Source organism: Cryobacterium sp. Y11, assembly GCF_002929535.1.
Classification (GTDB): Bacteria; Actinomycetota; Actinomycetes; order Actinomycetales; family Microbacteriaceae; genus Cryobacterium.
Genome location: NZ_PJJO01000056.1, coordinates 37,414 through 62,213 on the forward strand (window position 1 = coordinate 37,414; position 24,800 = coordinate 62,213).

At 64.8% G+C, this 24,800-nt stretch carries 24 protein-coding genes; all 24 read left to right on the plus strand.

What is annotated here, in order from left to right:
- Positions 1-947 precede the first annotated feature (947 nt).
- A complete protein-coding gene (locus CXY75_RS20740) occupies positions 948-1,082 on the plus strand; it encodes a hypothetical protein (protein ID WP_255411780.1) in 135 nt (44 codons plus the stop codon).
- A gap of 364 nt (positions 1,083-1,446) precedes the next feature.
- Positions 1,447-1,851: a hypothetical protein gene (locus tag CXY75_RS09510; protein ID WP_104082594.1), complete on the plus strand. Its 405-nt coding sequence runs from the start codon at positions 1,447-1,449 to the stop codon at positions 1,849-1,851.
- 9 nt (positions 1,852-1,860) lie between these two features.
- Positions 1,861-2,295, plus strand: a complete 435-nt coding sequence (locus tag CXY75_RS09515) for a type II 3-dehydroquinate dehydratase (protein WP_104082595.1) — start codon at positions 1,861-1,863, stop codon at positions 2,293-2,295.
- Between the two features lie 108 nt (positions 2,296-2,403).
- A complete protein-coding gene (efp, locus tag CXY75_RS09520; protein ID WP_104082596.1) occupies positions 2,404-2,967 on the plus strand; it encodes an elongation factor P in 564 nt (187 codons plus the stop codon).
- Positions 2,964-3,383 (plus strand): transcription antitermination factor NusB, encoded by a 420-nt coding sequence (gene nusB, locus CXY75_RS09525; RefSeq protein WP_104082597.1) that lies wholly within the window; start codon positions 2,964-2,966, stop codon positions 3,381-3,383. The genes efp and nusB overlap by 4 nt, the downstream gene beginning before the upstream one ends.
- 58 nt (positions 3,384-3,441) lie before the next feature.
- On the plus strand, positions 3,442-4,428 hold the full coding sequence (locus CXY75_RS09530; RefSeq protein WP_158251174.1) for a thioredoxin domain-containing protein: 987 nt from the start codon (positions 3,442-3,444) through the stop codon (positions 4,426-4,428).
- A 97-nt stretch (positions 4,429-4,525) separates the two neighbouring features.
- Complete coding sequence (gene pyrR / locus CXY75_RS09535; protein WP_104082599.1) at positions 4,526-5,068, plus strand: bifunctional pyr operon transcriptional regulator/uracil phosphoribosyltransferase PyrR; 543 nt, start codon at positions 4,526-4,528, stop codon at positions 5,066-5,068.
- Positions 5,065-6,027: an aspartate carbamoyltransferase catalytic subunit gene (locus tag CXY75_RS09540; RefSeq protein WP_104082600.1), complete on the plus strand. Its 963-nt coding sequence runs from the start codon at positions 5,065-5,067 to the stop codon at positions 6,025-6,027. The genes pyrR and CXY75_RS09540 overlap by 4 nt, the downstream gene beginning before the upstream one ends.
- Positions 6,028-6,046: 19 nt before the next feature.
- Complete coding sequence (locus tag CXY75_RS09545; protein WP_104082786.1) at positions 6,047-7,399, plus strand: dihydroorotase; 1,353 nt, start codon at positions 6,047-6,049, stop codon at positions 7,397-7,399.
- A complete protein-coding gene (locus CXY75_RS09550; protein ID WP_104082601.1) occupies positions 7,392-7,967 on the plus strand; it encodes a hypothetical protein in 576 nt (191 codons plus the stop codon). Before CXY75_RS09545 ends, CXY75_RS09550 begins: the two co-directional genes overlap by 8 nt.
- 103 nt (positions 7,968-8,070) lie before the next feature.
- Positions 8,071-9,204: a glutamine-hydrolyzing carbamoyl-phosphate synthase small subunit gene (gene carA / locus CXY75_RS09555; RefSeq protein ID WP_104082787.1), complete on the plus strand. Its 1,134-nt coding sequence runs from the start codon at positions 8,071-8,073 to the stop codon at positions 9,202-9,204.
- A complete protein-coding gene (gene carB / locus CXY75_RS09560) occupies positions 9,204-12,491 on the plus strand; it encodes a carbamoyl-phosphate synthase large subunit (protein WP_104082602.1) in 3,288 nt (1,095 codons plus the stop codon). The genes carA and carB overlap by 1 nt, the downstream gene beginning before the upstream one ends.
- Before the next feature lie 14 nt (positions 12,492-12,505).
- Positions 12,506-13,453 carry an orotidine-5'-phosphate decarboxylase gene (gene pyrF / locus CXY75_RS09565; protein WP_233201832.1) on the plus strand — a complete coding sequence of 316 codons (948 nt, stop codon included), beginning with the start codon at positions 12,506-12,508 and terminating at the stop codon, positions 13,451-13,453.
- Positions 13,446-14,366 carry a guanylate kinase gene (gene gmk / locus CXY75_RS09570; protein WP_104082788.1) on the plus strand — a complete coding sequence of 307 codons (921 nt, stop codon included), beginning with the start codon at positions 13,446-13,448 and terminating at the stop codon, positions 14,364-14,366. The genes pyrF and gmk overlap by 8 nt, the downstream gene beginning before the upstream one ends.
- Before the next feature lie 95 nt (positions 14,367-14,461).
- Entirely contained in the window at positions 14,462-14,722 is a 261-nt protein-coding gene (gene rpoZ / locus CXY75_RS09575; protein ID WP_092107764.1) for a DNA-directed RNA polymerase subunit omega, read from the plus strand.
- 24 nt (positions 14,723-14,746) lie between these two features.
- Positions 14,747-15,985, plus strand: coding sequence for a bifunctional phosphopantothenoylcysteine decarboxylase/phosphopantothenate--cysteine ligase CoaBC (coaBC, locus tag CXY75_RS09580; protein WP_104082603.1), 1,239 nt, complete (start codon positions 14,747-14,749; stop codon positions 15,983-15,985).
- An 81-nt stretch (positions 15,986-16,066) separates the two neighbouring features.
- Entirely contained in the window at positions 16,067-17,260 is a 1,194-nt protein-coding gene (gene metK, locus CXY75_RS09585; protein ID WP_104082604.1) for a methionine adenosyltransferase, read from the plus strand.
- Between the two features lie 16 nt (positions 17,261-17,276).
- The gene (locus CXY75_RS09590; RefSeq protein ID WP_104082605.1) at positions 17,277-19,388 is read left to right on the plus strand and encodes a hypothetical protein; all 2,112 of its coding nucleotides are present in this window, start codon (positions 17,277-17,279) and stop codon (positions 19,386-19,388) included.
- Positions 19,389-20,306, plus strand: a complete 918-nt coding sequence (gene fmt / locus CXY75_RS09595) for a methionyl-tRNA formyltransferase (protein WP_104082606.1) — start codon at positions 19,389-19,391, stop codon at positions 20,304-20,306. It abuts the gene before it with no gap.
- Positions 20,303-21,844, plus strand: a complete 1,542-nt coding sequence (locus CXY75_RS09600) for an RsmB/NOP family class I SAM-dependent RNA methyltransferase (RefSeq protein ID WP_104082790.1) — start codon at positions 20,303-20,305, stop codon at positions 21,842-21,844. The genes fmt and CXY75_RS09600 overlap by 4 nt, the downstream gene beginning before the upstream one ends.
- A gap of 912 nt (positions 21,845-22,756) precedes the next feature.
- Positions 22,757-22,903, plus strand: coding sequence for a hypothetical protein (locus CXY75_RS19820; RefSeq protein WP_158251175.1), 147 nt, complete (start codon positions 22,757-22,759; stop codon positions 22,901-22,903).
- 33 nt (positions 22,904-22,936) lie between these two features.
- Entirely contained in the window at positions 22,937-23,620 is a 684-nt protein-coding gene (gene rpe / locus CXY75_RS09610) for a ribulose-phosphate 3-epimerase (RefSeq protein ID WP_104082608.1), read from the plus strand.
- Positions 23,617-23,880, plus strand: a complete 264-nt coding sequence (locus tag CXY75_RS09615) for a phosphoribosyl-ATP diphosphatase (protein WP_104082609.1) — start codon at positions 23,617-23,619, stop codon at positions 23,878-23,880. The genes rpe and CXY75_RS09615 overlap by 4 nt, the downstream gene beginning before the upstream one ends.
- Positions 23,881-23,952: 72 nt before the next feature.
- On the plus strand, positions 23,953-24,792 hold the full coding sequence (gene hisG, locus CXY75_RS09620) for an ATP phosphoribosyltransferase (RefSeq protein ID WP_104082610.1): 840 nt from the start codon (positions 23,953-23,955) through the stop codon (positions 24,790-24,792).
- Positions 24,793-24,800: the final 8 nt, after the last annotated feature.

Genomic DNA, 24,800 nt, shown 5'->3' on the forward strand with positions numbered 1-24,800 from the left:
CTGGATAGAAGAATGGCGCCCGATCCCCAGACGATGAGCAAGAATTCGGCGCCAATTACCGCGAGGAGTCCCGCCGCTGCTTGCATCAGCATGCTGGCCCGTGGCCGTCGGTAACTTTGATCGTTTCTCCAGAGCGGGATATGTCGGTCACTTGCGGCTTGAGCCTCGAGGATCTCCGAACGCGCCGATAACGCAAGACCCGCACCGATAAAAAGGATGCTGACAATAAAGGTCAACAAAACGTCCGATCGAAGCTCAGTCGGTAGTGCTCGCGTTTCCCGGACTGTAGGCCGATTAGCCGCCCCCTGGGACCGTTCGGACACGGGCCATAGGCATTGGCCGGGACACCTGACCGATCAATTGAGACTCATGCCCTGTTCCTGATGTTCTATGGGCATTGGTGAGTGCGACCCCGCCGAAGACAAGGAGTCCTGCGCCAATGCTCCGCATCGCGATGGATCCAGCCGGGATGACCGGAGGATTCCGGTTGAAGGGGATTCTCGTGTCGGGGTTGGCCCGAATGGTGCGGATCAAGGACGCGATGAAGAGCACGGCTCCCACGACTGCCGCAATCCACTCAAACACATCCATGCCGCTGAGCACACTAATGCGGACCTGCGGGTTTTCCAGCTCGGGTTGCTCTGGCTCCCCAACCTCCCGTTGCTCGTCAGCGAAGGCGCTCATCGACACGGGTGATGCAGCCTGACAGCGTCTCGACAGCAGCCAAGACGCGAACGGACGGATCAGGAACTTGATGTGACGATTTCACGCAACGGGAACGGCGTCCAAGACATCCGAACGGGCGATCTACGACTTTCGCTCGATTTCCGTTGGACTCGTCTACAGTGCGTCACCCTATGCGACTTCGGGTCGTGCGATACCGGATGGACTGTGCGGTGATCCGGTGTTCCCGGATGGTCCTTCTGAGAAGTAAATTGGATGGACTTATGGAACAGAAAACGTATGGGCGTTTCACCCCGCAACTTCGGGCGGATGCGGTGCGCCGCGTTGCGGAGAGTGAGCAGTCGATCGTGAAGGTTGCGGTCGAGATCGGCATCGATCACCGCACCTGGTGGTGGTGACCCCGGCTTTGAGGACCCAATCGGCCTAGCGTTCGGAGGAGAGCGTAACGTCGTGCTGCGCTGCCGAAGAGGCGCGAAGTCGTGAATCCACGCTCCGCCGTCGAATCGGCCGCACTCTTCCCGACGCGGCGCAACTCGAGGTATTTCTCGCGCAGCCCGCGATATCCGACTTCTTTGTCAATGCCAGCGTCGCGGGCGAACGGTTTGAGAGCGCAGCTCTCCTGACCCACACTGTGTCGAACAACACGGGGGACAGGCTGATCAGATCGTGTTCTGTCGCCGGAAGATATCCACCGCACCGTGGCTCCACAGATTTTTTGTGGATAACTCTGCGGTGTGCCCTCGGCTGGCTCATTCTGGGCGCATGACAATCACAACGAAACTCGAAGATGCCCCGCCAGTGACCACATTGCAGGAGGCTCGCACGCGTGTCTTCGACCTGGTCGGCCACGCCATCCGTCGACAGCTCTGGCTCATGTTGCTCGATCTATATGGCCAACAGCTGTCGGTGCTGATCCCGATTGATGGCATTCCGGTGCGGCCCGAGCCCGGGTCGACCCTGCCCTTCGCCGTGAGGATCAACGACATGCTCACCCAAGAGGCCCCCGGCGGCAGCATCATTTTGACGCTCGAGCGACCGGGCTCTGCAGCCCTCACCGCCCCCGATCAGGTCTGGGCGACCGAATTGACGGAGTCATTTGGCAAGCTCATGCGCATCACCGGACTGTTCGTCGCGCACGACGACGGAGTCGCCGTGCTCACGCCCTAGGCTGTGACAATGAGTACAGTTCTGGTTCTGAACGGTCCGAATCTCGGACGCCTCGGCAGTCGCGAGCCCGACGTATACGGGTCGGCGAACCTGGACGACCTGCGGGCGCTGCTTCGGGCATCCGCTCGTGAGGGGGTCGTGATTGATCTGCGGCAGACCGATGACGAGGCCGAGCTCATTCACTGGCTCTACGAAGCCGTCGATGAGCGGATGCCGGTGATCCTGAATCCGGCTGCGTTCACGCACTACAGCTATGCCTTGCGGGATGCGGCAGCGCTGGTGACCAAGGCCGGCCTGCCGCTGATCGAGGTGCACATCTCCAACCCGCATGCCCGCGAGACGTTTCGCCACACCAGCGTCGTGAGTGCCATCGCGACCGGAGTCATTGCCGGCCTCGGGTTCAACTCGTATCGGCTCGCGCTGGACTTTGTCACCCAGCCGTAACACAGCTTTCCCGGCATTGCCTTTGGCAAGCTGAGGCTTCGACACGTACACTCGACAAGGTGCCATTTGCACCCGCGCACCTTCTCAATTGAACGGAACACCCCTCTCATGGCTTCTACCGCTGATATCAGAAACGGCGTCGTACTCAATATGGATGGCCAGCTTTGGGCCGTTGTCGAGTTTCAGCACGTTAAGCCGGGCAAGGGTGGCGCCTTCGTTCGTACCAAGATGAAGAACGTCGTTTCGGGCAAGACCGTTGACCGCACGTTCAACGCCGGTGCCAAGATCGAGACCGAAAACGTCGATCGTCGTGACTTTCAGTACCTCTACAACGACGGCGATTCCTACGTTTTCATGGACGTCGCTGACTATGACCAGATCACCGTCTCTGCTGCGGTCGTCGGGGATGCGAGCAACTTCATGCTCGAAAACCAGGCCGTGACCGTTGCGCTGCACAACGGAAACCCGCTGTACGTCGAACTGCCGGCATCCGTCACGCTGGAGATCACCTACACCGAGCCGGGCCTGCAAGGCGACCGTTCCACCGGTGGCACCAAGCCGGCCACCGTCGAGACCGGGTACCAGATTCAGGTTCCGTTGTTCCTGGAGCAGGGCACCAAGGTCAAGGTCGACACCCGCACCGGCGACTACCTCGGCCGCGTCAACGAATGAGCGCACGTACCAAGGCACGCAAGCGCGCCATCGACATTTTGTACGCCGCCGATGTTCGCCAGATCAGCATTCCAGAGTCGCTCGCAACCGAGGCAGAGCGCGCCGCAAGCGAGCCGGCTCGACTCGTGTCCTGGCTGTATGCCCGTGAACTCGTCGACGGGGTCGTCGACCACCGCGAAGAGATCGATGAACTGATCGAGACCTATTCGCAGGGCTGGTCGCTGGCCCGCATGCCCAACATCGATCGCGCCATTTTGCGCATCGGCATCTGGGAAATTCTCTACAACGACGCCGTCCCGCACGCCGTCGCCATCGATGAAGCCGTTGAAGCGGCCAAAATTCTCTCAACGGATGACTCGGCCGGCTTCGTCAACGGTCTGCTGGGCAAGATCGCTCAAACCGCGCCATCGGCATAACCACCAGCAGAATGCTGGAACGCCGGTTGCGGCCGGCCCGTCACCGAAGGACACGAAGATGACCAGCACCGGACAAGGCGCCCAGCCCAATCAGCCAGATCAGAACGGCGAGCAGGGCCAGCCAAACCCGTATACGGCCCCCGCGCCCGACGCCCGTCTGACACCGCCATTCTCGATGACACCGAAGACCAACACCCTGGCCATTGTCGCCTTCGTGTCGTCGTTCTTCGTTGGGCTGGTCGGCGTGATCTGCGGCCACATCGCGCTCGGGCAGATTCGTGCCCGCGGCGAGGTCGGCCGTGGTTTTGCGCTGGCTGGCCTCATCATCGGGTATGTAAGCACCGCTCTGTTCGTTATCGTGGTCGCTCTGGCGATCATTTTTGCTTCCGCTGTTGCCGCGTTCTTTGTTGCCCTGGGATCTGATTCGGGATCGTTCAGTTCGTCAGCACCCGGGTCCAGTGCGCCGCTGCCAACCGGTCAGGTCGGGGCGGCCAATTTCGATAAAGGGTATCTCGAATTCGGCACCGGAACGGTGATCGTCGACGAGTACGTCGACTTGATGTGCCCGTTCTGCGCGCAGTTTGAACAGACCAACGGAGAACTGCTGGCCGCGGGCGTCGAGAGCGGCGTGATCACCCTGCGCGTGCACTCGCTCACCTTCCTCGACCGAGCCTCGCAGGGAACGAACTATTCATCAAGGGCGTCTGCCGCCCTCACCTGCCAGGCTACGCTCAACCCCGACAGCACTCTCGCCTATCTCTCGGCGCTGTTCGCTCAGCAGCCGACGGAAAACACATCCGGGCTCAGCGACGCCGAACTGATCGACCTCGCACCGGGTAACGTGAGTATCGTCGACTGCGTGGAATCTGGCGATTATCAGGTCTGGTCGCAGAACAACACCGACGCTGCCCTGACCGGCCCGATCGAGGGCGCGGAGATCGAGGCCGTCAGTGGCACCCCGACCATTCTTGTTGACGGTCGCCAGTACCGCGGCAGCCTGAGCGATCAGGCCGAGTTCGCCGCCTTCGTCGCCGGAGCGTTCTAACCCGGCCGTTCCCTACCGGCCGGGGGAGCGGCTAGGGTAGATACAACTTAGACATCCTTTAATATCCGTCCTGTGAGACGGGGAAGGAGGTCGGCATTTGGCGCACATTGTGCTCACTCAGGCTGACATCACCCGCGCGTTGACTCGAATCGCCCATGAGATTTTGGAGTCCAATCGTGGTCCGGACAATCTCGTCATCCTCGGTATTCCGACCAGGGGCGTGATTCTGGGCCGGCGCATCGCCGAGATTATCCAACGCATCGAACCGGCAGCAAGCGGCGTGCGGGTCGGATCCCTCGACGTCACGCTCTACCGCGACGACCTCGCACACGGGCGCACCCGCACCCCGTCACGCACCCAGGTTCCCGGCAGTATCAACGGGACAACCGTGGTGCTCGTCGACGACGTGCTCTACTCGGGCCGCACCATCCGCAGCGCTCTCGATGCGCTCGGTGACCACGGCCGCCCCACCATCGTGCGCCTCGCCGTGCTCATCGATCGCGGGCACCGCGAGTTGCCGATTCGCGCCGACTTTGTTGGCCGTAACCTGCCGACCGCGACGGATGAACGCATCAACGTGCACATCAATGAGGTCGACGGCGACGAGTTCGTCTCGATTGACGGGGGGAGCAACCGATGAGACACCTGCTCTCGACCAAAGACCTGGCCAGGGACGACGCGATCACCCTGCTTGACATCGCCGAGGACATGGCGGATGTCGCCCAGCGGGAGGTCAAAAAACTCCCCACCCTGCGCGGCAAGACGGTCGTCAACCTGTTTTTCGAAGACTCTACCCGCACCCGCATCTCGTTCGAAGCTGCAGCTAAACGGCTCAGCGCCGATGTCATCAACTTCAGCGCCAAGGGGTCCAGCGTCTCCAAGGGTGAAAGCCTCAAGGATACCGCCCAGACCCTCGCCGCGATCGGCGCCGACGGTGTCGTGATCCGCCATCCGGCCTCTGGCGCCCCCGCTGTGCTCGCCGCGAGTGGATGGATCGATGCCGGCATCATCAACGCCGGCGACGGCACCCACGAGCATCCCACCCAGGCGCTGCTCGACGCCTTCACCATCCGGCGCCGCATTCACGGCGCTGCCTCGCGTGGACGCGGCCTTGACGGCGTTACCGTCACGATCGTCGGCGACGTGCTGCATTCCCGGGTGGCCCGCTCCAACCTCTGGTTGCTGACCGTTCTCGGCGCCGAGGTCACATTTGTCGCTCCGCCAACCCTGGTGCCAAGCGATACCTCGCTCTGGCCGGCGCGGTTCAACTTCGACCTCGACGACGCGATCGACGCTGCACCCGACGTGGTCATGATGTTACGAATTCAGACCGAGCGGATGAGCGCGGCCTTCTTTCCCAGCACCCGTGAGTATTCCCGAGTATGGGGCCTCGACGAGGCGCGATTTGGCCGGCTCGGCCCAGCTAGCATTGTTATGCACCCCGGCCCGATGAATCGCGGCCTGGAAATCTGCTCTGCGGCGGCGGACTCCGCCAATTCGACCGTGCTCGAGCAAGTCACCAACGGTGTGTCCGTGCGAATGGCCGCGCTCTATCTGCTCTTATCCGGTGATCGGAAGGAATTGAAGAATGTCGATTGACGGATTGCAGCACCACGGCATGCAAGAAAACTGGCTCATCCGGGGCGCGACCCTGCCGGACGGCACGCGCACCGACATCCGTTTGACCGGCACTCGCATTGCCGAACTCGGCACCGGCCTGTCGCAGAGCGGTGAGAGCCTGATCGATGCCGACGGCTTGCTGGCGCTGCCAGGGCTCGTCGACCTGCACGCCCACCTGCGCGAGCCCGGCTACGAGCACAGCGAAACGGTGCTGAGCGGCAGCAGGGCTGCTGCGCGCGGCGGCTTCACGAGCGTGTTCGCCATGGCAAACACGCTTCCGGCCCAGGACACCGCCGGTGTGGTCGAGCAGGTGCTTGCCCTTGGCGAAAGCGCCGGCTACGTAGACGTGCAGCCGATCGGCGCCGTCACCGTGGGGTTGGCCGGCCAGCAACTGGCCGAACTCGGCGCGATGGCGTCGAGCCGCGCCCGGGTTCGGGTGTTCTCCGATGACGGATTCTGCGTCTCGGACCCGCTGCTCATGCGCCGCGCGCTCGAATACGTGAAGGCCTTCGACGGGGTCATCGCCCAGCACTCCCAGGAACCACGCCTCACCGAGAAAGCCCAGATGAACGAGGGTGCGGTGTCGGGTGAACTCGGACTCGTGGGTTGGCCAGCCGTCGCCGAAGAGTCCATCATCGCCAGGGACGTGCTGCTGGCCGAGCATGTCGGGTCCCGCCTCCACGTCTGCCATGTTTCTACCGCCGGTTCGGTCGACGTGATTCGCTGGGCCAAGGCCCGCGGCATCAACGTCACCGCCGAGGTCACCCCGCATCACCTCTTACTGACCGAAGACCTCGTGCGCGGCTACGACGCCCGCTTCAAGGTCAACCCGCCGCTCCGGCGCCGCGAAGACGTCGAGGCGCTCCGCGCCGGACTGGCCGACGGCACGATCGATATCGTTGCCACCGACCACGCTCCACACCCGACCGAAAGCAAGGACTGCGAGTGGGATGCCGCAGCCAACGGCATGGTCGGGTTGGAATCGGCGCTGTCGGTCGTGCACGCGGCCGTCGTTGCGACGGGGATGCTCGATTGGTCTGATATCGAACGGGTGCTCTCCCGCACACCGGCACGAATCGGACGCATCCCCGGCCAGGGCAATCCCATCGCGGTCGGCTCACCGGCCGAGCTGACCCTCTACGACCCCTCGGCCACCCGCATCTTCGGCCGCGCCGACCTCGCGGGCACGAGCGTGAACTCGCCGTACCTGTCGATGACGCTGCCCGGGCAGGTGCTGTCGACGTTCCATCGCGGCTATGCCACGGTGTTGGGCGGAACTGTGCAGGACACAATCGCACGCGGTCGCCTCGACATAGCTGGCCACCGAACTGGAGATACCACCCATGGATAGAACCATTCCCGCCATCATCACCGGGCTGGTTCTGCTCGGTGTTCTGATTCTCATGTGGCGCAGCTGGCGGAGGCGCAGCCGACGGGATGCCGCGCTCACCGCCGGTTACCCCATGCCGGAAACCGCCGGTGTAACCCTGGCCGGCGCCGAGGCGTACTACGTCGCCACGACACCGCGCGATGCCCCGCTAGAACGACTCGCCGTGCCCGGCCTAGGCTTTCGCGCCCGCGCCGCGCTGACTGTCACCGAGATCGGAGTCATTCTCGACCTCGACGGTAACCAACCGGTTTTCGTACCGGCCAGCGCCATCGATGCGGTCGGTGCGGCCCAGGTCGCCATCGACCGTGTGGTCGAAACCGATGGACTCGTCCGTCTCGGCTGGCGGCTGGCTTCCGGCCCCACGTCGGGTACTACTGCAACCGACGACGACCGCCGCGCCGTTGACAGCTTCTTCCGCATCATCGACCCCCATGATCGAACTCGCCTCGTCGACTCGATCCGAACCCTGACAGCCTCGGCTACGAGGCCGACCGAGCCTGCGGCCCATCAAGACGAAAGTGAGGCCTGACGTGCCCGACTCCACCGCACCTGACCAGGCAGAACCAGACCAAGCCGTCGCATCCGCTGTCGTGAAAACAACGTTCTCGGTGACCGACAAGCCCGGACCGGCCGTGCTCGTACTCGAAGACGGCCGCCGCTTCGTCGGCCGCAGCTACGGCAGTACGGGCCAGACGCTCGGCGAAATAGTCTTCGCCACCGGCATGACCGGTTACCAGGAAACCCTGACCGACCCGTCCTACGCCGGTCAGATCGTGCTGATGACCGCCCCGCACGTGGGCAACACCGGCATGAACGATGACGACATGGAGTCCAGCCAGATCTGGGTGGCCGGCTTCATCGTGCGCGAACCCGCACGCATGGCCTCCAATTTTCGCGCCACCCGCACGCTCGACGATGACCTGAAAGCGCAGGGCGTTGTCGGCATCAGCGGCATCGATACCCGCGCGATCACCCGCCACATCCGCTCGGCGGGCGCGATGAAAAGCGGAATCTTCTCCGGCGACGAGTTCGAATTGTCCGACAGCGAACAGCTGGAGCGTGTGCTCGGTGGCGTTGGAATGCGCGGCCGTAACCTCTCGCTTGAGGTCTCGACCGTCGAACCCTTCTCCGTTCCAGCTCAGGGCGAACGCATCGGCTCCGTGGCCGTGCTCGATCTCGGTGTGAAGACCAGCACCCTGACCTACCTCGCCGAACGTGGGTTCGAGGTGCTCGTACTGCCGCAGTCGGTCACCGCCGAACACGTCTTGTCGCTCAAGCCCTCCGCGCTGTTCTTTTCGAATGGGCCCGGCGACCCGGCCGCCTCCGACGCTCACGTCGATCTGCTGCAGGAGGTGCTGCGCGCGGGGATTCCCTACTTCGGTATCTGCTTCGGCAATCAGCTGCTCGGCCGAGCGCTCGGCTTTCGCACCTACAAGCTGCCGTTCGGCCACCGCGGCATCAACCAACCGGTGCTCGACAAAACCACCGGCCGGGTCGAGATCACCTCGCAAAACCACGGCTTTGCCGTTGACATGCCCATCGAAGGCGTGCACGAGTCGCGCACCGGCTTCGGCCGGGTCGAGGTCAGCCACTACAGCCTGAACGACCAGGTGGTCGAGGGCATTCGCTGCCTCGACATCAACGCGTTTTCGGTGCAGTACCACCCGGAGGCAGCCTCCGGTCCGCACGACGCCAACCACCTTTTCGACCGATTCAGAGACGTTGTGCTGGCTTCACAGGGCGCCGTTGCAGGAGAGACCAAATAATGCCCAAGCGCGACGATATCAATAGCGTTCTTGTCATCGGCAGCGGCCCGATCGTCATCGGCCAGGCCTGCGAGTTCGACTACTCCGGTACTCAGGCCTGCCGGGTGCTTCGCGAGGAGGGCGTGCGCGTCATCCTGGTCAACTCCAACCCGGCCACCATCATGACCGATCCCGACTTCGCCGACGCGACCTACATCGAACCGATCACGGCCGAAATTCTTGAGACGATCATCGCCAAGGAACGACCGGATGCGATTCTGCCCACCCTGGGCGGGCAGACCGCCCTCAACGCGGCGATCCAGCTGCACGAGCGTGGAATCCTGGAAAAGTACAACGTTGAGTTGATCGGCGCGAGTTTCGACGCCATCAACAAGGGCGAAGACCGCATGATCTTCAAGCAGCTCGTGCTCGACGCCGGGGCCGACGTGGCGCGCTCCTTTATTGCCCGCACGGTAGAAGAAGCAGTCGGGTACGCCGATGACCTCGGCTACCCGCTCGTGGTGCGCCCCTCCTTCACTATGGGTGGCCTCGGCTCCGGCTTCGCTTATACCGAGGTGGAACTGCGCCGCATCGTCACCGACGGCCTGCACCACAGCCCGACCACCGAGGTTCTGCTCGAAGAGTCGATTCTCGGCTGGAAAGAGTACGAGCTTGAAATGATGCGCGACACGGCCGACAACACCGTCGTGGTCTGCTCGATCGAAAACGTCGACCCGGTCGGCGTGCACACCGGCGACTCGATCACCGTCGCTCCGGCACTGACCCTGACCGACCGCGAATACCAGCACCTGCGCGACATCTCGATTGACATCATCCGCGCGGTCGGCGTCGACACCGGTGGCTGCAACATCCAATTCGCCATCAACCCAGCCGACGGTCGCGTTATCGTGATCGAGATGAACCCGCGGGTCTCGCGTTCCTCCGCCTTGGCCAGCAAGGCGACCGGCTTTCCGATCGCCAAGATCGCCGCGAAGCTTAGCCTCGGCTATCGACTCGATGAGATTCCCAACGACATCACCGGGGTCACCCCGGCGAGCTTCGAGCCGACCCTCGACTACGTCGTGGTCAAGGTGCCACGCTTCGCGTTTGAGAAGTTTCCGGCCGCTGACCCGCGCCTGACCACAACCATGAAATCGGTCGGCGAGGCCATGGCCATCGGCCGCAGCTTCGCATCCGCTTTGCAGAAGGCCCTGCGGTCGCTCGAGAAGCGCGGATCGAGCTTTCACTGGGGTGAAGAGACTCGCACGGTCGCCGAGCTGCTCGCCTCTGCTGAAATTCCCACCGACGGCCGCATCGTGACCGTGCAACAGGCACTCCGCCGCGGCGCAACGATCGACCAGGTCTTCGAAGCTACCAAGATCGACCCCTGGTTCATCGACCAGATCGTGCTGATCAATGAAATCGCCGACCAGGTTGCCGCTGCCGACCGTCTCGACCGCGACGTGATGATCCTGGCCAAGGATCACGGCTTCTCCGACGCTCAAATCGGGCAGTTGCGCGGCTTTGGCGAAGCGGATGTTCGCACCGTGCGTCATATTCTCGGCGTGCGGCCCGTCTTCAAGACCGTTGATACCTGCGCGGGGGAGTTTCCGGCCCTCACGCCGTACCACTACTCAAGCTACGACGACGAGACTGAGGTTGTGGCCAGCGACCGCCGCAAGGTCGTTATTCTCGGCTCCGGCCCGAACCGCATTGGTCAGGGCGTGGAATTCGACTACTCCTGCGTACACGCCTCCTTCGCCCTGTCTGAGGCCGGCTACGAGACCATCATGATCAACTGCAACCCGGAGACGGTCTCCACCGACTACGACACGAGCGACCGGCTCTACTTCGAACCGCTCACCCTGGAAGACGTGCTCGAGGTCATCCACGCCGAAAGTCAGAGCGGCGAACTCGTCGGTGTGGTCGTGCAGCTCGGCGGCCAGACCGCGCTCAGCCTGGCCCGCGGTCTGGAAGCCGCCGGCATTCCCATTCTCGGCACCACGCCCGACGCGATTGACCTCGCCGAGGAACGCGGCCTGTTCTCGAAGATCCTCGATGACGCCGGCCTGCTCGCTCCTCGAAACGGAACGGCGATCGACTTCGGCGGCGCCGTCGTGGTGGCCGAAGAAATCGGCTATCCGGTGCTCGTGCGCCCCAGCTACGTGCTCGGTGGCCGCGGCATGGAGATCGTCTACGATTCCTTGTCGCTCGCCGACTATTTCAAGCGGATGGCCGGACAGGGAATCATCGGCGCCGGGCATCCGCTTTTGGTTGACCGTTTTCTGGATGACGCAATCGAAATCGACGTCGACGCCATTTACGACGGCCACGAGCTGTACATCGGCGGCGTGATGGAGCACATCGAAGAGGCGGGCATTCACTCCGGCGACTCGAGCTGCACCCTGCCGCCGGTCACCCTCGGCCGCGCCGAAATCGACCGAGTGCGCGAGGCCACACTCGGCATCGCTCGCGGTATCGGTGTGAAGGGCCTGCTCAACGTGCAGTTCGCGATCGGCGCTGGCGTGCTCTACGTACTCGAAGCCAACCCGCGTGCCTCCCGCACGGTGCCGTTTGTCGCCAAGGCCCTCGGCATCACGTTGGCCAAGGCCGCGGCGCTCATCATGGTCGGCACGACCATTGCCGAGCTCAAGGCCGACGGTAAGCTGCCGCTCATCGACGGCTCGCGCGTGCCGATCGAAGCGCCGGTGGCCGTGAAGGAGGCCGTGCTGCCGTTCAACCGGTTCCGCACCCCGGAGGGCCTGGTCGTGGACTCGATCCTCGGCCCGGAGATGCGTTCCACCGGCGAGGTCATGGGCATCGATCGGGACTTTCCGCGGGCCTTCGCCAAGAGCCAGCTCGCTGCCTACGGCGGAATTCCGCTCTCCGGCACCGTTTTCGTGTCGGTCTCCGACCGCGACAAGCGCGCGATCATCCTGCCGATGCTTCGCCTGCAGCAGCTCGGCTACGAGATCGCCGCGACCATTGGTACCGCCGAGGTGTTGCACCGCAATGGCATTCGCGCCCGGATCGTGACCAAGTTCAGCGAGAAAGCGAATGACGACGACGTGTCGATCGTCGAACTCATTCGCCGCGAAGAGATTCACATCGTCATCAACACCCCCGGTGGCAGCACCGCTCGCGCCGACGGCTATGAGATTCGCGCCGCGGCTGTGGCCGGCGACCTGCCGCTGTTCACCACGATCGCCGAGCTTAGCGCTGCGGTCGCTTCGATCGACTCGATTCGCGACGGGTTCGAGGTGACCTCGCTTCAGGAATACGCAACGGCCCGAACCGCCCTCTTGTGAACGGCGGCTGTGCGGTGAACAACGAGAGTGTTGTGGACGGCGGTGCTGCGGCGACCGGGCCGGTCGTCTCCTTCGGTGATCGCCTCGCGCGGGTGTTTGCCCGTCAAGGCCAGCTGTGCGTTGGCATCGACCCGCACTCCTGGCTGCTCGGTGAGTGGAACCTGCCCGACTCGGCGGCGGGCGTGGAATCGTTCGGTCGCACGGTCGTCGCTGCCGCAGCAGCCGGCCGAGTCGGCATCGTCAAACCGCAGATTGCCTTCTTCGAAAGATTTGGCTCGGCCGGCTTCGTCGCTCTCGAGCGCGTGCTGGCCGACGCCCGGCAGGCCGGTTTGCTCGTGATCGGCGACGCCAAACGCGGCGACCTCGGCAGCAGTGTCGAAGCCTACGCCCAGGCCTGGCTATCGCCCGGTTCCCCGCTCGAGGTGGATGCCCTCACCCTCGCCGCCTACATGGGTGTCGGTTCGCTTGACTCACCGCTGAACCTCGCGGCAACGTACGGCAAGGGTGTTTTCTTGCTCGCCGCGACCTCCAACCCGGAGGCCGCCGACATTCAGCGGGCGGTCGTTGCCGACGGACCGCGCGCCGGGTCGAGCGTCGCCCGTGCCATTCTGGATGACGTCGCCGAGCGGAACGCGCTGGCAGCATCCGCTCACGCGGCAACGAACGCGGCAATGAGCCCGACAACGAGCTTCGGGTCGATCGGCGTCGTGCTCGGAGCCACCCTCGACCTGCCATCATTCGGCATCGATCTGGAGGCGGCACCAACCGAATGTCGAACCCCGGTGCTCGCGCCGGGCTTTGGACACCAGGGTGGGCATATTATGGATCTGATCTCGATATATGGCGGATACGCCGGAGGGGTTATCGTGAGTGAATCGCGCAGTGTGCTCTCGGCCGGACCCCACCGGATCCAAGAAGCCATTGAGCGCCGAGTAGCCGAAGTAGGTGCCGTCCGTGGCTGAACACCGTCCCACCCCGCCCGAAGTCGACCGGGTTGCCGCATCGCGCGCTGCGGTCGCCGCACGCCGGGCTCGCGCCAAGGTCAAGGCCGAGGTCGCCTCCGGTGACCGCACCGCGCTCGAAGTGCTCGCTACCGCCGTCGCGGACCCGATCGGCGTCGAGGGCCGGCTGCGGGTGACCGAACTGCTTGTGAGCATTCCGGCCATCGGCGTGACCAAAATGCAGCGCATCATTCACCGACTGGAAATTTCGCCGTCCAAGCGCCTCGGCGGGCTCGGTCGGCACCAGCGTGACCGGCTCCGCGACTTTCTGTCCGAGCGGCCGAGCCTGCGTAAGAGCACCATCGATTCCAAACTGATTGTTCTCGCCGGACCAACCGCGGTAGGCAAGGGAACCGTTGCCGGGTACATCCGTGAGAATTATCCCGACGTGCTGCTTTCCGTCTCGGCGACCACGCGAGCGCCGCGCCCGGGGGAGACTGAGGGGCTCAGCTATTTCTTCGTCTCCGACGACGAATTTGACCGCATGATCGAGGCTGGGGAACTGCTTGAGTGGGCCAAGGTGCACAACGCCTACCGCTATGGCACGCCGCGCGGCCCGGTCGATGCGGCCATTGCCGCCGGTAACAGCGTGCTGCTCGAGATCGATCTGCAGGGTGCTCGCTCCGTGCGCCGCGCCATGCCAGAGGCTCGCCTGGTGTTTTTGTTGCCGCCGAGCTGGGACGAACTGGTGCGCCGCCTGATCGGTCGCGGCACCGAGGATTCGGCCGAGCAGGCGCGCCGTTTAGAGACCGCGAAACTTGAATTGGCCGCCCAGGGGGAGTTCGATTACCGGGTGATCAACCACGATGTCGCCGACGCCGCCCGCGAGGTCGTAGACTTGATGGAGATGCGTGCTGCAACAAGCATGTCGTAGCGCCCGCTTCTGCTGAATTCTTGCGTGCCCAACGGTGCGTTTCCCGCAAAACTTGCACCGGCCTCAGGCTGTGCTCTATTAGGAGTGTGACAGCAATGGCGAACAAGCCCACTGGCATCATTGACCCGCCCATCGACGACCTGCTCTCCAAGGTCGACTCGAAGTATGCTCTCGTCATCTTTGCGTCCAAGCGTGCGCGTCAGATCAACGACTACTACGCTGACCTGCACGAAGGCAGCCTGTTCGACAACGTCGGACCGCTCGTCGACTCGACCGTCGAAGACAAGCCGCTCTCCGTGGCCCTGCGTGAAATTAACGACGACAAGCTCGTTTCTCGCCCGATCGTCGAGGCCTAAACCACCTCGCTCGAAGCGCGCAAGATGAAGACACCTCGCACGATCGTCGTTGGTATCACCGGCGGCATCGCAGCGTATAAGGCCGTCAACATCGTGCGCGCTTTTGTGTTGAACGGCGACTCCGTGCACGTGATCGCCACTGCGGCGGCACTGCGTTTCATCGGCAAACCGACGCTCGAGGCCATCTCCCGCAACCCGGTGCACACCGACCTGTATGAGGGTGTCGCCGAAGTGCGCCACGTGGCCATCGGCCAGGGAGCAGACCTCATCGTCGTCGCCCCGGCCACGGCCAATAGCATTGCCAAACTTGCCGTCGGCCTGGCCGACGATCTGCTCGGCAACACCATTCTTGCCAGCAGAGCCCCGCTCGTGATCGCCCCGGCCATGCACACCGAAATGTGGACCAACCCGGCGACCGTAGCGAACGTGGCCGTGCTGCGTTCCCGCGGCGTGACCATCGTCGGCCCCGGCGTTGGCCGCCTCACCGGCACCGACTCCGGCACGGGCCGCATGGAGGAGCCGGAGACCATCGTTGCGGTAGCCCTGGCCGTGCTCGACCGCACGTCGCCTGCTGGCGAGGCTGCGGCATCCGTTCTGCACGATCTGACCGGTCGCCGGGTGCTGATTAGTGCCGGTGGCACGCGCGAACCGCTCGACCCGGTGCGGTTTCTCGGCAACAGATCCAGCGGCCGGCAGGGCGTCGCGCTCGCCCAAGCCGCGCTGGCCCGGGGGGCAGTGGTTACGCTCGTCGCTGCCAACCTCGAAGTGCCCGTTCCGACCAGCATCACGACCGTTATGGTCACCAGTGCCCTCGAAATGCAGGAGGCCATGACGACCGCTGCCTCAGCGGCCGACGTGATCATCATGGCCGCCGCCGTTGCCGACTATCGACCCACAGCGGTACAGCACGGCAAAATCAAAAAGGAAGAGGCGGGGGACACCCTCACCCTGGAATTGGTCAAGAACCCCGACATTCTGGCCGGGCTATCCGCTACGAGCAGGCCGGGCCAGGTGATCATCGGCTTCGCCGCCGAAACCGAAGCGGATGCCGACCGGCTGCTGAACCTCGGCCGGGAGAAAATTTCCCGCAAGGGATGCGACTTTCTGGTGGTGAACCGCGTCGGTTATGTGGACGGGGAAACGGTGGGTTTCGGCACGGAACGTAACACGGTGACGGTGCTCGATCGGCACGGAGTTATAGTGAATGAGGCTGCCGGAAGTAAAATGTCGGTGGCCAATTGCATACTTGACCTGATCGGTTAGCTTCCGCTGCGACAGGCACTGCACCGCATTCAGCATCTACGTTTTTTACGTAGTTAGTCAACTTCTACAGAGACGGGCCAGATGAGCGATCTTCGCCTCTTCACCTCGGAATCAGTCACCGAGGGCCATCCAGACAAGATCTGCGACCAGATTTCCGACAGCATCCTCGATGCGCTGCTCACTCACGACCCGCACAGCCGCGTCGCCGTCGAGACCCTGGTCACCACGGGTCTCGTGCACGTGGCCGGCGAAGTCACCACCGAGGCGTACGTCGAGATCCCATCGATCGTGCGCAAGTGCATTACCGACATCGGCTACGACTCCTCGGATGTCTGGTTTGACGGCCGCTCCTGCGGCGTCGAAGTCTCCATCGGCGGCCAGTCACCCGACATCGCCCAGGGCGTGGACAACGCCTTCGAGACGCGCGAACAATCGAGCGTCGACGACTTCGACCGGCAGGGCGCCGGCGACCAGGGCATCATGTTTGGCTACGCCACCCGCGAGACCCCCGAACTCATGCCGATCCCGATCTGGATTGCTCACCGGCTGGCCGAACGCCTCGCCTTCGTGCGCAAGAGCGGCGAGCTCAACTATCTGCGCCCCGACGGCAAGACGCAGGTCACCATCGGCTACGACGGCATCATTCCGCGCACCGTCGAAACCGTCGTGGTGTCGACCCAACACGCGCCGTCTGTCACTACGGAGCGGTTGCGCCTTGAGGTTGACGAGCTCGTGATTCGCCCGGTGCTCGATTTGATCGACCTGGATTCCTCCTCGCTGACTGCCCTGATCAACCCCACTGGACGCTTTGAAATCGGCGGCCCGCAGGGTGACGCCGGCCTCACCGGGCGCAAGATCATCATCGATACCTACGGCGGATCGAGCCGGCATGGCGGGGGAGCGTTCAGCGGCAAGGACCCGTCCAAGGTGGACCGCTCCGCCGCATACGCCATGCGCTGGGTTGCTAAAAATGCCGTCGCTGCCGGGCTAGCCGAACGCCTCGAGGTGCAGGTCGCCTATGCCATCGGCAAGGCGTCTCCGGTTGGGCTCTACGTCGAAACCTTCGGCACCGGGGTGCTGCCCGATAAGGAGATCACCGCCGCTATCCGCGCCGTGTTCGACCTGCGGCCAGCCGCGATCATCCACTCGCTCGACCTGCTGCGGCCCATCTACGCGCAGACGGCCACCTACGGCCACTTCGGCCGTGAGCTGCCCGACTTTACCTGGGAACGCCTCGACAAGGTCGACGACCTGCGCAGCGCCGCCGGCCTCTGAACCGCAGCGGAACCTGATGACGCACACGGGCCTCGTCGCACGGGTGCTCATTGATTCCCCGCTACCGCAACTCGACCACCTATTCGACTACGGCGTACCCGCCGGGCTGGCCGGACAGGTGGCGGCGGGGATGCGGGTCAAGGTGCCGTTTCGTTCCGGTGGGCGGGTTGTAGAGGCCTATGTGATCGAGGTATTCGACCCGTCGGCCGAGTCCGCCTCTGAAACGGATGCCGCCTTCCGGGGCGCGCTCAGTCCGCTGGACTCGGTCGTGTCCACGGCGGTGGTGCTCACGCCGGCGGTCTGGAAGCTGGCCCGCCGACTGGCTGATCGGGCGGCGGGGAACGCGAGTGACATCATTCGTCTGGCCGTGCCGCCGCGCCAGGTGCGCGTCGAAAAAGCCTGGCTGGCCGCGCGGGACGCTGCGGCCGCTGTGGACGCTGCGGCCGCTGCCTTCGAGGAGTCCTCCATCTCGGCACCGCCAGCGACAGCCCCGCCCACCCACCCGCTGGTCGAGTCCGCCGAGACCGCCATGCCGACGCCGTCACCCGCCGCACTCGCGCTAACCACATCCGCGTTCGTCGGCTACCCGACCGGTCGCCTCGACAGCGCCATCATCGAACATCACCGGGTCGCCGTCGCTGCGATTCCCGAACTCGTGCAACTTGAAGACGGCACAACCGTTGGCCGCTGGGCGCAAACCCTGGCCGAACTCGCCGTCGCCACCCTTGGTGCCGGGCAGAGCGCCATCCTCTGTGTGCCCGATTTTCGCGACCAAGACCAAGTGCAGGCCGCCCTGGCTCAGCTCGCGCCGACCCTGCCGCTGAGCCGGGTCGATGCCCGCCAGCCCAACCCCGACCGCTACCGTGCCTTCCTCGCTTGCCTGGAACCCGCACCGCGCATCATTCTCGGCAACCGCTCGGCCGTGTACGCCCCGGCGCAGAACCTGGGCCTCATCGCCCTCTGGGACGATGGCGACCCGCTCTACACCGAGCCGCTCAGCCCCTACGTCAACACCCGCGACGCGGCACTGGTACGTCAGCAGAACAGCGACTGCGCGCTGGTTTTTCTCGGCCATTCGCGCAGCGTTGAAACCCAGCGTCTGGTCGAGTTGGGTTACCTGGCCGAGGTGAGCCCGGCCGCCGACCGTCACCCGCGCATCATTCCCACCGACTTTCAATCCGAACCAGATCAGCAGGCCCGCGCGGCCCGCATCCCCTCGGCCGCGTGGCAGGCCGCCCGCGAGGCGCTCGCTCACGGACCCGTTCTGGTGCAGGTCGCCAGCCCCGGCTACGCGCCGATGCTCGCCTGCCAAAGCTGCAAGAAGGCCGCCCGCTGCACGCACTGCCAGGGTCCGCTCGGGCTCAAATCGGCCTCCGCCGTACCGTCCTGCCGGTGGTGCGGCGCCCTCGCCGCCGGCTGGACCTGCGCGCACTGCGACGGTACCAAGCTGCGCGTGGTCACGCTCGGCACCGGGCGCACCGCCGAAGAGCTCGGCCGCGCCTTTCCAGGAGCCCGCGTGATCGTTGCCGACGGCGAGCATACCGTGCAGACACTTGGCCCAGACCCGGCCCTCGTCATCGCGACCCGTGGCGCCGAACCGGTGCCGACCGGCGGCTATCGCGCCATCCTGATTCTCGACGGCGAACGCATGCTGGCCCGCGAATCACTGCGGGTTGCCGAAGACTGCCTGCGCTGGTGGGCCAACGCGGCTGCGCTTGCAGCCCCCGGCGCGCCCGTGCTTCTCGCCGGAGTCGGCGGCGCCCTCGCCCGGGCGCTCAACGCCTGGCACCCCGATATCTTCGCTGCCAGCGAGCTCGCCGACCGTCGCCAGCTGCGTTTTCCACCGGCAGTGCGGGTCGCCTCGGTCACCGGAACCGCCGCCGACGTCGACGCGGCCCTCGCCGACCTCGGCGCGGTCGCCGGCCTCGACGTGCTCGGTCCGGTCGACACCGAGTCGCCCCTGGTACGCGCCGTCGTGCGGTTCGCCTACGCCCGCGGTGATGAGGTTGCCCACGCCCTCAAAACTGCGGTCGTGCGCAACGCCGCCAAGCGCCGCAAACCGAAGTCCGGTTCGTTCCAACCGGCACCTACACTTAAAGTTCGATTCGATGACCCGGAGCTGCTCTAAATGAAACTCGTCTTTGCCGGCACGCCCGAGGTCGCGCTGCCCAGCCTCACGGCCCTAGCCGGCACCGATCACGAGATTGTCTCCGTGATCACCCGAGCGGATGCCCCGCTCGGTCGTAAACGCACCCTCACCCCGTCACCGGTCGCGCACGCTGCCGCCGAACGAGGGTACCCGGTACTGAAGACCAACCGGCTCGATGGTGAAGCAACAGAGATTATCAGAGCGCTGCAGCCCGACCTTGGAGTCATCGTCGCTTACGGCGGCATTGTGCGCGAACCCTTGCTCTCTGTGCCCCGCCTCGGCTGGATCAACCTGCACTTCTCGCTGCTGCCGCGCTGGCGCGGTGCGTCGCCGGTGCAGCGGGCGGTCATCGCTGGCGATGAATTCACCGGAGCCGCCGTGTTCCAACTGGTGCCGGAGCTTGACGCCGGGGCCGTGTTCGGCAGCTTTTCTCAGGCCCTCGGCGCACATTCCACATCGGGAATACTTCTTAGCGAGCTCAGTCACAGCGGCGCCGAGTTGCTCCTGCGCGTTGTTGCCGAGCTCGATGCTGGTACCGCCCTGGCCGTGCCGCAGACCGGCGACGTCACCCTCGCCCCCAAGCTGACCAGGGACGACGCGCGGATCGATTTCGATCAGCCAGCGGCATCCATTTACAGTCGCATTCGCGGAGTCACTCCCGAGCCGGGCGCGTTCACCACGGTGAACGACGCCGTTCTCAAACTTCTCGAGGTCGCCCCGAGCGTCGACGAGCCCACCCTGCCTGCTGGAATGATTCTGCAGCGTGAAAAATCAGTGCTCGTGGGCACGCAGACCGAACCTCTGGTTCTGCTGCGCGTGCAACCGGCCGGAAAGACAGCAATGACAGCAAACGACTGGTGGCGCGGAGTGGCAGCGGAATCGGTGACGGCCTCATGAGCGACGATCACACCCGGGGAGATCGCTCCGAAGCAGCCGGTTCCGGCGCGGTACCCACTGGTGATGTCCGTTCCGGTACAGCTCGTTCGGGCGGGTCGCCGACTGGGGCGGCTCGTTCCGCGTCGGCGTCGTCGGGCGCTGGCGCACGCACCGGACACGCCCCGGCCGATTTCGTGCAGCCCGCGCGTCGCATCGCCTACGAGGTGATTGCCGCCGTGCGCGAATCCGACGCCTACGCCAACCTTCTGCTGCCGACCCGCATCCAGCGCGCCGCCCTCAATACAGCGGATGCCGCCCTCGCGACCGAGCTCACCTACGGCACCCTGCGCATGCAGGGCTTCTACGACCGGGTGATCGCCCTCGCTGCGAACCGTCCTGTCACCGCGATTGATCCCGCAATTCTCGACGTGTTGCGCCTCGGCGCGCACCAGCTGCTCGCCACCCGTGTCGCCACCCATGCGGCGGTCAACGAGTCGGTGTCGCTGGCCAAGCAGGTCGGCTCGCGCTCCGCGACCGGATTCACCAACGGCGTGCTGCGCACCATCTCCCGCTCCAGCGCCAAGGAATGGCGCGACCTGGTGCTGGAAGGCGCGGTCAATGTCGATGACCGGCTCGCGGCCGAATTCTCGCACCCCGCCTGGATCGTGCGGGCCTTTCGGCAGTCGCTCCGCGCCGAAGGCCACGAAGGCGAACTCGCCGACCTGCTTGCCGCCGACAATATGGCGGCCAAGGTCAACATGGTCGCGTTGCCCGGGCTCGCGACCGACGCTGACCGGGAACGCCTGGGCCTCGCCGACGAATTTTCACCGGTTGGTTACGTGCTGGACTCCGGTGACCCATACCACCTTGTGACCGCAACGGATGGTCGCGTTCGGGTGCAAGATGAAGGCTCGCAGATAGCAGCCCTCGCGCTCAGCCGGGCTCGGCCGATCGTTGCAGGGGAGCGCTGGCTCGACCTCTGCGCGGGTCCGGGTGGCAAGGCAGCCCTGCTTGCCTCCGAAGCACGTGCCGGGGGAGCTGAGCTCGTCGCGAACGAGCTCGTCCCCGCCCGAGCGACCCTCGTGCGCACGGCCCTCGCGGCACTGCCCGAAACAGTTCCGGTCTGGGAAATCGACGGAACCACCATTGGTCAGACGCATCCAGAGACCTTCGATCGCATCCTGCTCGACGCCCCCTGCACCGGCCTCGGCGCTCTGAGGCGCCGGCCAGAGGCGCGCTGGCGCAAGCAGCCCAAGGACGTCGCCGACCTCGCCGGGCTGCAGTCCGGACTCATCGACGCGGCCCTGCTCGCGCTCAAGCCCGGCGGCATCCTCGCCTATGTCACGTGTTCGCCGCACACCGCCGAGACCCGAGCCATCGTCGCCCTGGCCGTGCGCAAGGCCGATGGTGCGGTGACGGCGCTTGACACGGCTGCCGTCGTGCAGTCGTTCAGTGCTGCAAACCTCGACCTGCCCGCCGACACCGGGAGTGTGCAGCTGTGGCCACACCGCCACGGCACCGATGCCATGTTCATCACCCTGCTGCAGCGAGCCCTGTAGTCCGGCGCCCCCCTCGGCCCATCACGTTCGGGACCATCACCGCCGGGCCGATCACGTTCCGGTTTCTGGCCCGGAACGTAGGCCCACGTGCTGATCATGGGCCCGGTACGGGAGCACGGCGCGGTGGTGAACCTGATCGAATTTCGTGGATCTCCGGCGAGACCGCTCCACGTTCACGGTGCGCGGGGGCTGCGCCGCTGCGCGGGAGGCCCAACTCCCGCGCACTGGCGCAGCCCGCGCGTGGCGCGTGGCGCGGGACTTTCGGCCAGACCGTAACTACCGCGCAGCGGCGTAGGTCCCGCACAGCGCCCGACGACGTCTCGAAAACGTCCCGTCCACCCCACCGGTTCGTTGCGCCGTGAGTTTTGAACGTTTCAACGGCGGCAAAGCCAAGCGGTCTGGGCAACGCCGGGGTTTTATGCTGCGGGTAATAGCTGGTTGAGGCGTTGTGCGGGGGCGGGAGATCGAGGGCGGGGCGTGGGCGGCGTTTCGCACTTGGGCAGGGGTCGCACCCATACCTCGCAGACGACCCGGCGTACCGTGGCATGGATGAACGCAACATGAATCCAACTCGACGGACGCCCCGCTGTGCGGCTGACGCGAACTTTCCCGTCTCCCGTTGAACGAGTCTGATCGGCACTGACCGTGCCAGACGAGTCGGCGCGGCGGTTTCCCAGCACGCTGACCAGTGAGCCTCGGCTCGGCGAACGGTCACCTGTGCCGGTGACCCCAACGCGGCAGACAGCCGCGGAACGGTGCTGGCGTTTGCCGAGCAGCAGCTCCTGTCGTTTTCCTGGAGCAGCAACGAACTCCGCTTCGAACTGACGGTCACAAACCCGTTCGACTGCGTGCTGGTTCTCACCGACACCCTCACCGCCGCGAACGAGGCCGCGCAACGCCGCCGGCTCGGACGTGTGCCTGGCCCAGCTCGACGTGCACTTGGCCAGTCATCACAGTGATGGCTCGCACGGTGCATCCGCTCCGAGCTGGCAGACCAGCTACGACCACGACGTCGAACTCGGCCTGACGCCTGGCGCCATCATCCCCGCTCGCTCGTGACCGGCTGGTCCGCGGGCTCGATAGGCTAAACGGATGGTTACCCGCATCAATCCGAGCATCCTCGCCGCCGATTTCGCCAACTTCGAAAGCGAGCTGTCGCGCATCCGCTCCGCCGACCTTGTGCATGTCGACATTATGGACAACCACTTCGTGCCCAACCTCACCTTCGGACTCGGCATGGTCGAGCGCCTGCAGCAGGTGTCGCCGCTGCCGTTGGACATCCACTTGATGATCGATAATCCCGAGCGGTGGGCGCCAGGTTACGCCGAGGCCGGGGCCTATTCGGTCACTTTTCATGCCGAGGCCACGACCGAGCCCGTCGCGCTGGCCCGTCGGCTGCGGCAGATCGGCGCCCGCGCGGGTATCGCGCTCAAGCCTGGCACCGACGTCACGCCCTATCTCGACCTGCTCGACGAGTTCGACCAGGTGCTCGTGATGACCGTTGAGCCCGGTTTCGGCGGCCAGAGCTTCATGCACGAGACGATGCCAAAACTTGCCCAGCTCCGCGCAAAAGTGCACAGCACCGGTCTCGACGTCTGGCTGCAAGTCGATGGCGGCATCACCGCGCAGACCATCGAGATTGCCGCCGCGGCCGGTGCGGACACCTTCGTGGCTGGTTCGAGCGTGTTCGGGGCCGAGAATCCGGCCGCTCAAATCGACTTGCTGCGTCAGGGCGCGGCCAGCCACCGTCATGGGGCGGGTAACCTAGAGTCGTGAAAACTTTCGATGAGCTGTTCGCAGAATTGAGCGACAAGGCTCGCACACGCCCGGAGGGTTCCGGCACCGTTCGTGAACTCGATGCCGGTGTGCACGCCATTGGCAAGAAAATTGTTGAGGAAGCGGCCGAAGTCTGGATGGCTGCCGAGTTTCAGAGCGATGACGAAACATCCGCCGAAATCTCCCAGCTGCTGTACCACCTGCAGGTCATGATGATCGCCAAGGGCCTCTCTCCGGCCGACATCTACCGACATCTGTGACGCGCGCCAGCGCCCGATGCTGGCCCGAATTCATTGACTAGTCGTATGAAATACAACCGAGAGAGTGTTCCCATGCTGAGAATTGCCGTGCCCAACAAGGGTTCGTTGTCTGAAACCGCCGCGCAGATGCTCGCCGAAGCCGGCTATACCGGTCGCCGCGACCCGCGCGACCTCGTCACTGCCGACCCGCGCAACGGCGTCGAATTTTTCTACCTGCGCCCCCGCGACATTGCCACCTACGTCGGTTCCGGCGCCCTCGATGTCGGCATCACCGGCCGCGACCTGCTGCTCGACTCGCACTCCAAGGCCGTGGAGATCGCCAGCCTCGACTTTGGCGACTCCACCTTTCGCTTTGCCGGGCCGGCCGGTCGCTTTACCGAGCTGAAAGACCTCAACGGCCTGCGCGTTGCTACGAGCTACCCGGGACTGGTCGAACGTTTCCTCGCCACCCACTCGGTGACCGTTGACCTGGTCGAGCTCGATGGAGCCGTCGAATCGGCCGTTCAGCTCGGGGTAGCGGATGCCGTTGCCGACGTCGTGTCCACCGGCACCACTTTGCGCAAGGCCGGCCTCGAAATCTTCGGACCGGTGATCCTCGAATCCACCGCCGTGCTGATCAGCTCCACCAGCGACAAGGCCGGAATCGACACCCTGCTGCGCCGCCTGCAGGGAGTGCTCGTGGCCCGCCAGTACGTGCTACTCGACTATGACATTCCGGTCGCGCTGCTGGACGCCGCGGCTGCCCTCGCGCCCGGCATCGAGTCGCCGACGGTCTCCTCCCTGCACGACCCCGAGTGGGCGGCCGTGCGGGTCATGATCGCCCGGCTCGACATGAACAACGTGATGGACGCGCTGTACGCCATCGGGGCCAGAGCCATCCTCGTCACCACCATTCACAACGCCCGCCTTTAAAACGAGAG

What these genes read in the sequence shown, in the direction of transcription:
- CXY75_RS09540 (WP_104082600.1), top strand. Translation starts at nt 5,065, where the DNA reads ATGAGACACCTGCTCTCGACCAAAGACCTGGCCAGGGACGACGCGATC.
- efp (WP_104082596.1), top strand. Translation starts at nt 2,404, where the DNA reads ATGGCTTCTACCGCTGATATCAGAAACGGCGTCGTACTCAATATGGAT.
- CXY75_RS20740 (WP_255411780.1), top strand. Translation starts at nt 948, where the DNA reads ATGGAACAGAAAACGTATGGGCGTTTCACCCCGCAACTTCGGGCGGAT.
- CXY75_RS09545 (WP_104082786.1), top strand. Translation starts at nt 6,047, where the DNA reads ATGCAAGAAAACTGGCTCATCCGGGGCGCGACCCTGCCGGACGGCACG.
- rpe (WP_104082608.1), top strand. Translation starts at nt 22,937, where the DNA reads ATGGTTACCCGCATCAATCCGAGCATCCTCGCCGCCGATTTCGCCAAC.
- CXY75_RS09550 (WP_104082601.1), top strand. Translation starts at nt 7,392, where the DNA reads ATGGATAGAACCATTCCCGCCATCATCACCGGGCTGGTTCTGCTCGGT.
- CXY75_RS09590 (WP_104082605.1), top strand. Translation starts at nt 17,277, where the DNA reads ATGACGCACACGGGCCTCGTCGCACGGGTGCTCATTGATTCCCCGCTA.
- nusB (WP_104082597.1), top strand. Translation starts at nt 2,964, where the DNA reads ATGAGCGCACGTACCAAGGCACGCAAGCGCGCCATCGACATTTTGTAC.
- fmt (WP_104082606.1), top strand. Translation starts at nt 19,389, where the DNA reads ATGAAACTCGTCTTTGCCGGCACGCCCGAGGTCGCGCTGCCCAGCCTC.
- rpoZ (WP_092107764.1), top strand. Translation starts at nt 14,462, where the DNA reads ATGGCGAACAAGCCCACTGGCATCATTGACCCGCCCATCGACGACCTG.
- coaBC (WP_104082603.1), top strand. Translation starts at nt 14,747, where the DNA reads ATGAAGACACCTCGCACGATCGTCGTTGGTATCACCGGCGGCATCGCA.
- CXY75_RS09510 (WP_104082594.1), top strand. Translation starts at nt 1,447, where the DNA reads ATGACAATCACAACGAAACTCGAAGATGCCCCGCCAGTGACCACATTG.
- metK (WP_104082604.1), top strand. Translation starts at nt 16,067, where the DNA reads ATGAGCGATCTTCGCCTCTTCACCTCGGAATCAGTCACCGAGGGCCAT.
- hisG (WP_104082610.1), top strand. Translation starts at nt 23,953, where the DNA reads ATGCTGAGAATTGCCGTGCCCAACAAGGGTTCGTTGTCTGAAACCGCC.
- CXY75_RS09530 (WP_158251174.1), top strand. Translation starts at nt 3,442, where the DNA reads ATGACCAGCACCGGACAAGGCGCCCAGCCCAATCAGCCAGATCAGAAC.
- carB (WP_104082602.1), top strand. Translation starts at nt 9,204, where the DNA reads ATGCCCAAGCGCGACGATATCAATAGCGTTCTTGTCATCGGCAGCGGC.
- CXY75_RS09600 (WP_104082790.1), top strand. Translation starts at nt 20,303, where the DNA reads ATGAGCGACGATCACACCCGGGGAGATCGCTCCGAAGCAGCCGGTTCC.
- CXY75_RS09515 (WP_104082595.1), top strand. Translation starts at nt 1,861, where the DNA reads ATGAGTACAGTTCTGGTTCTGAACGGTCCGAATCTCGGACGCCTCGGC.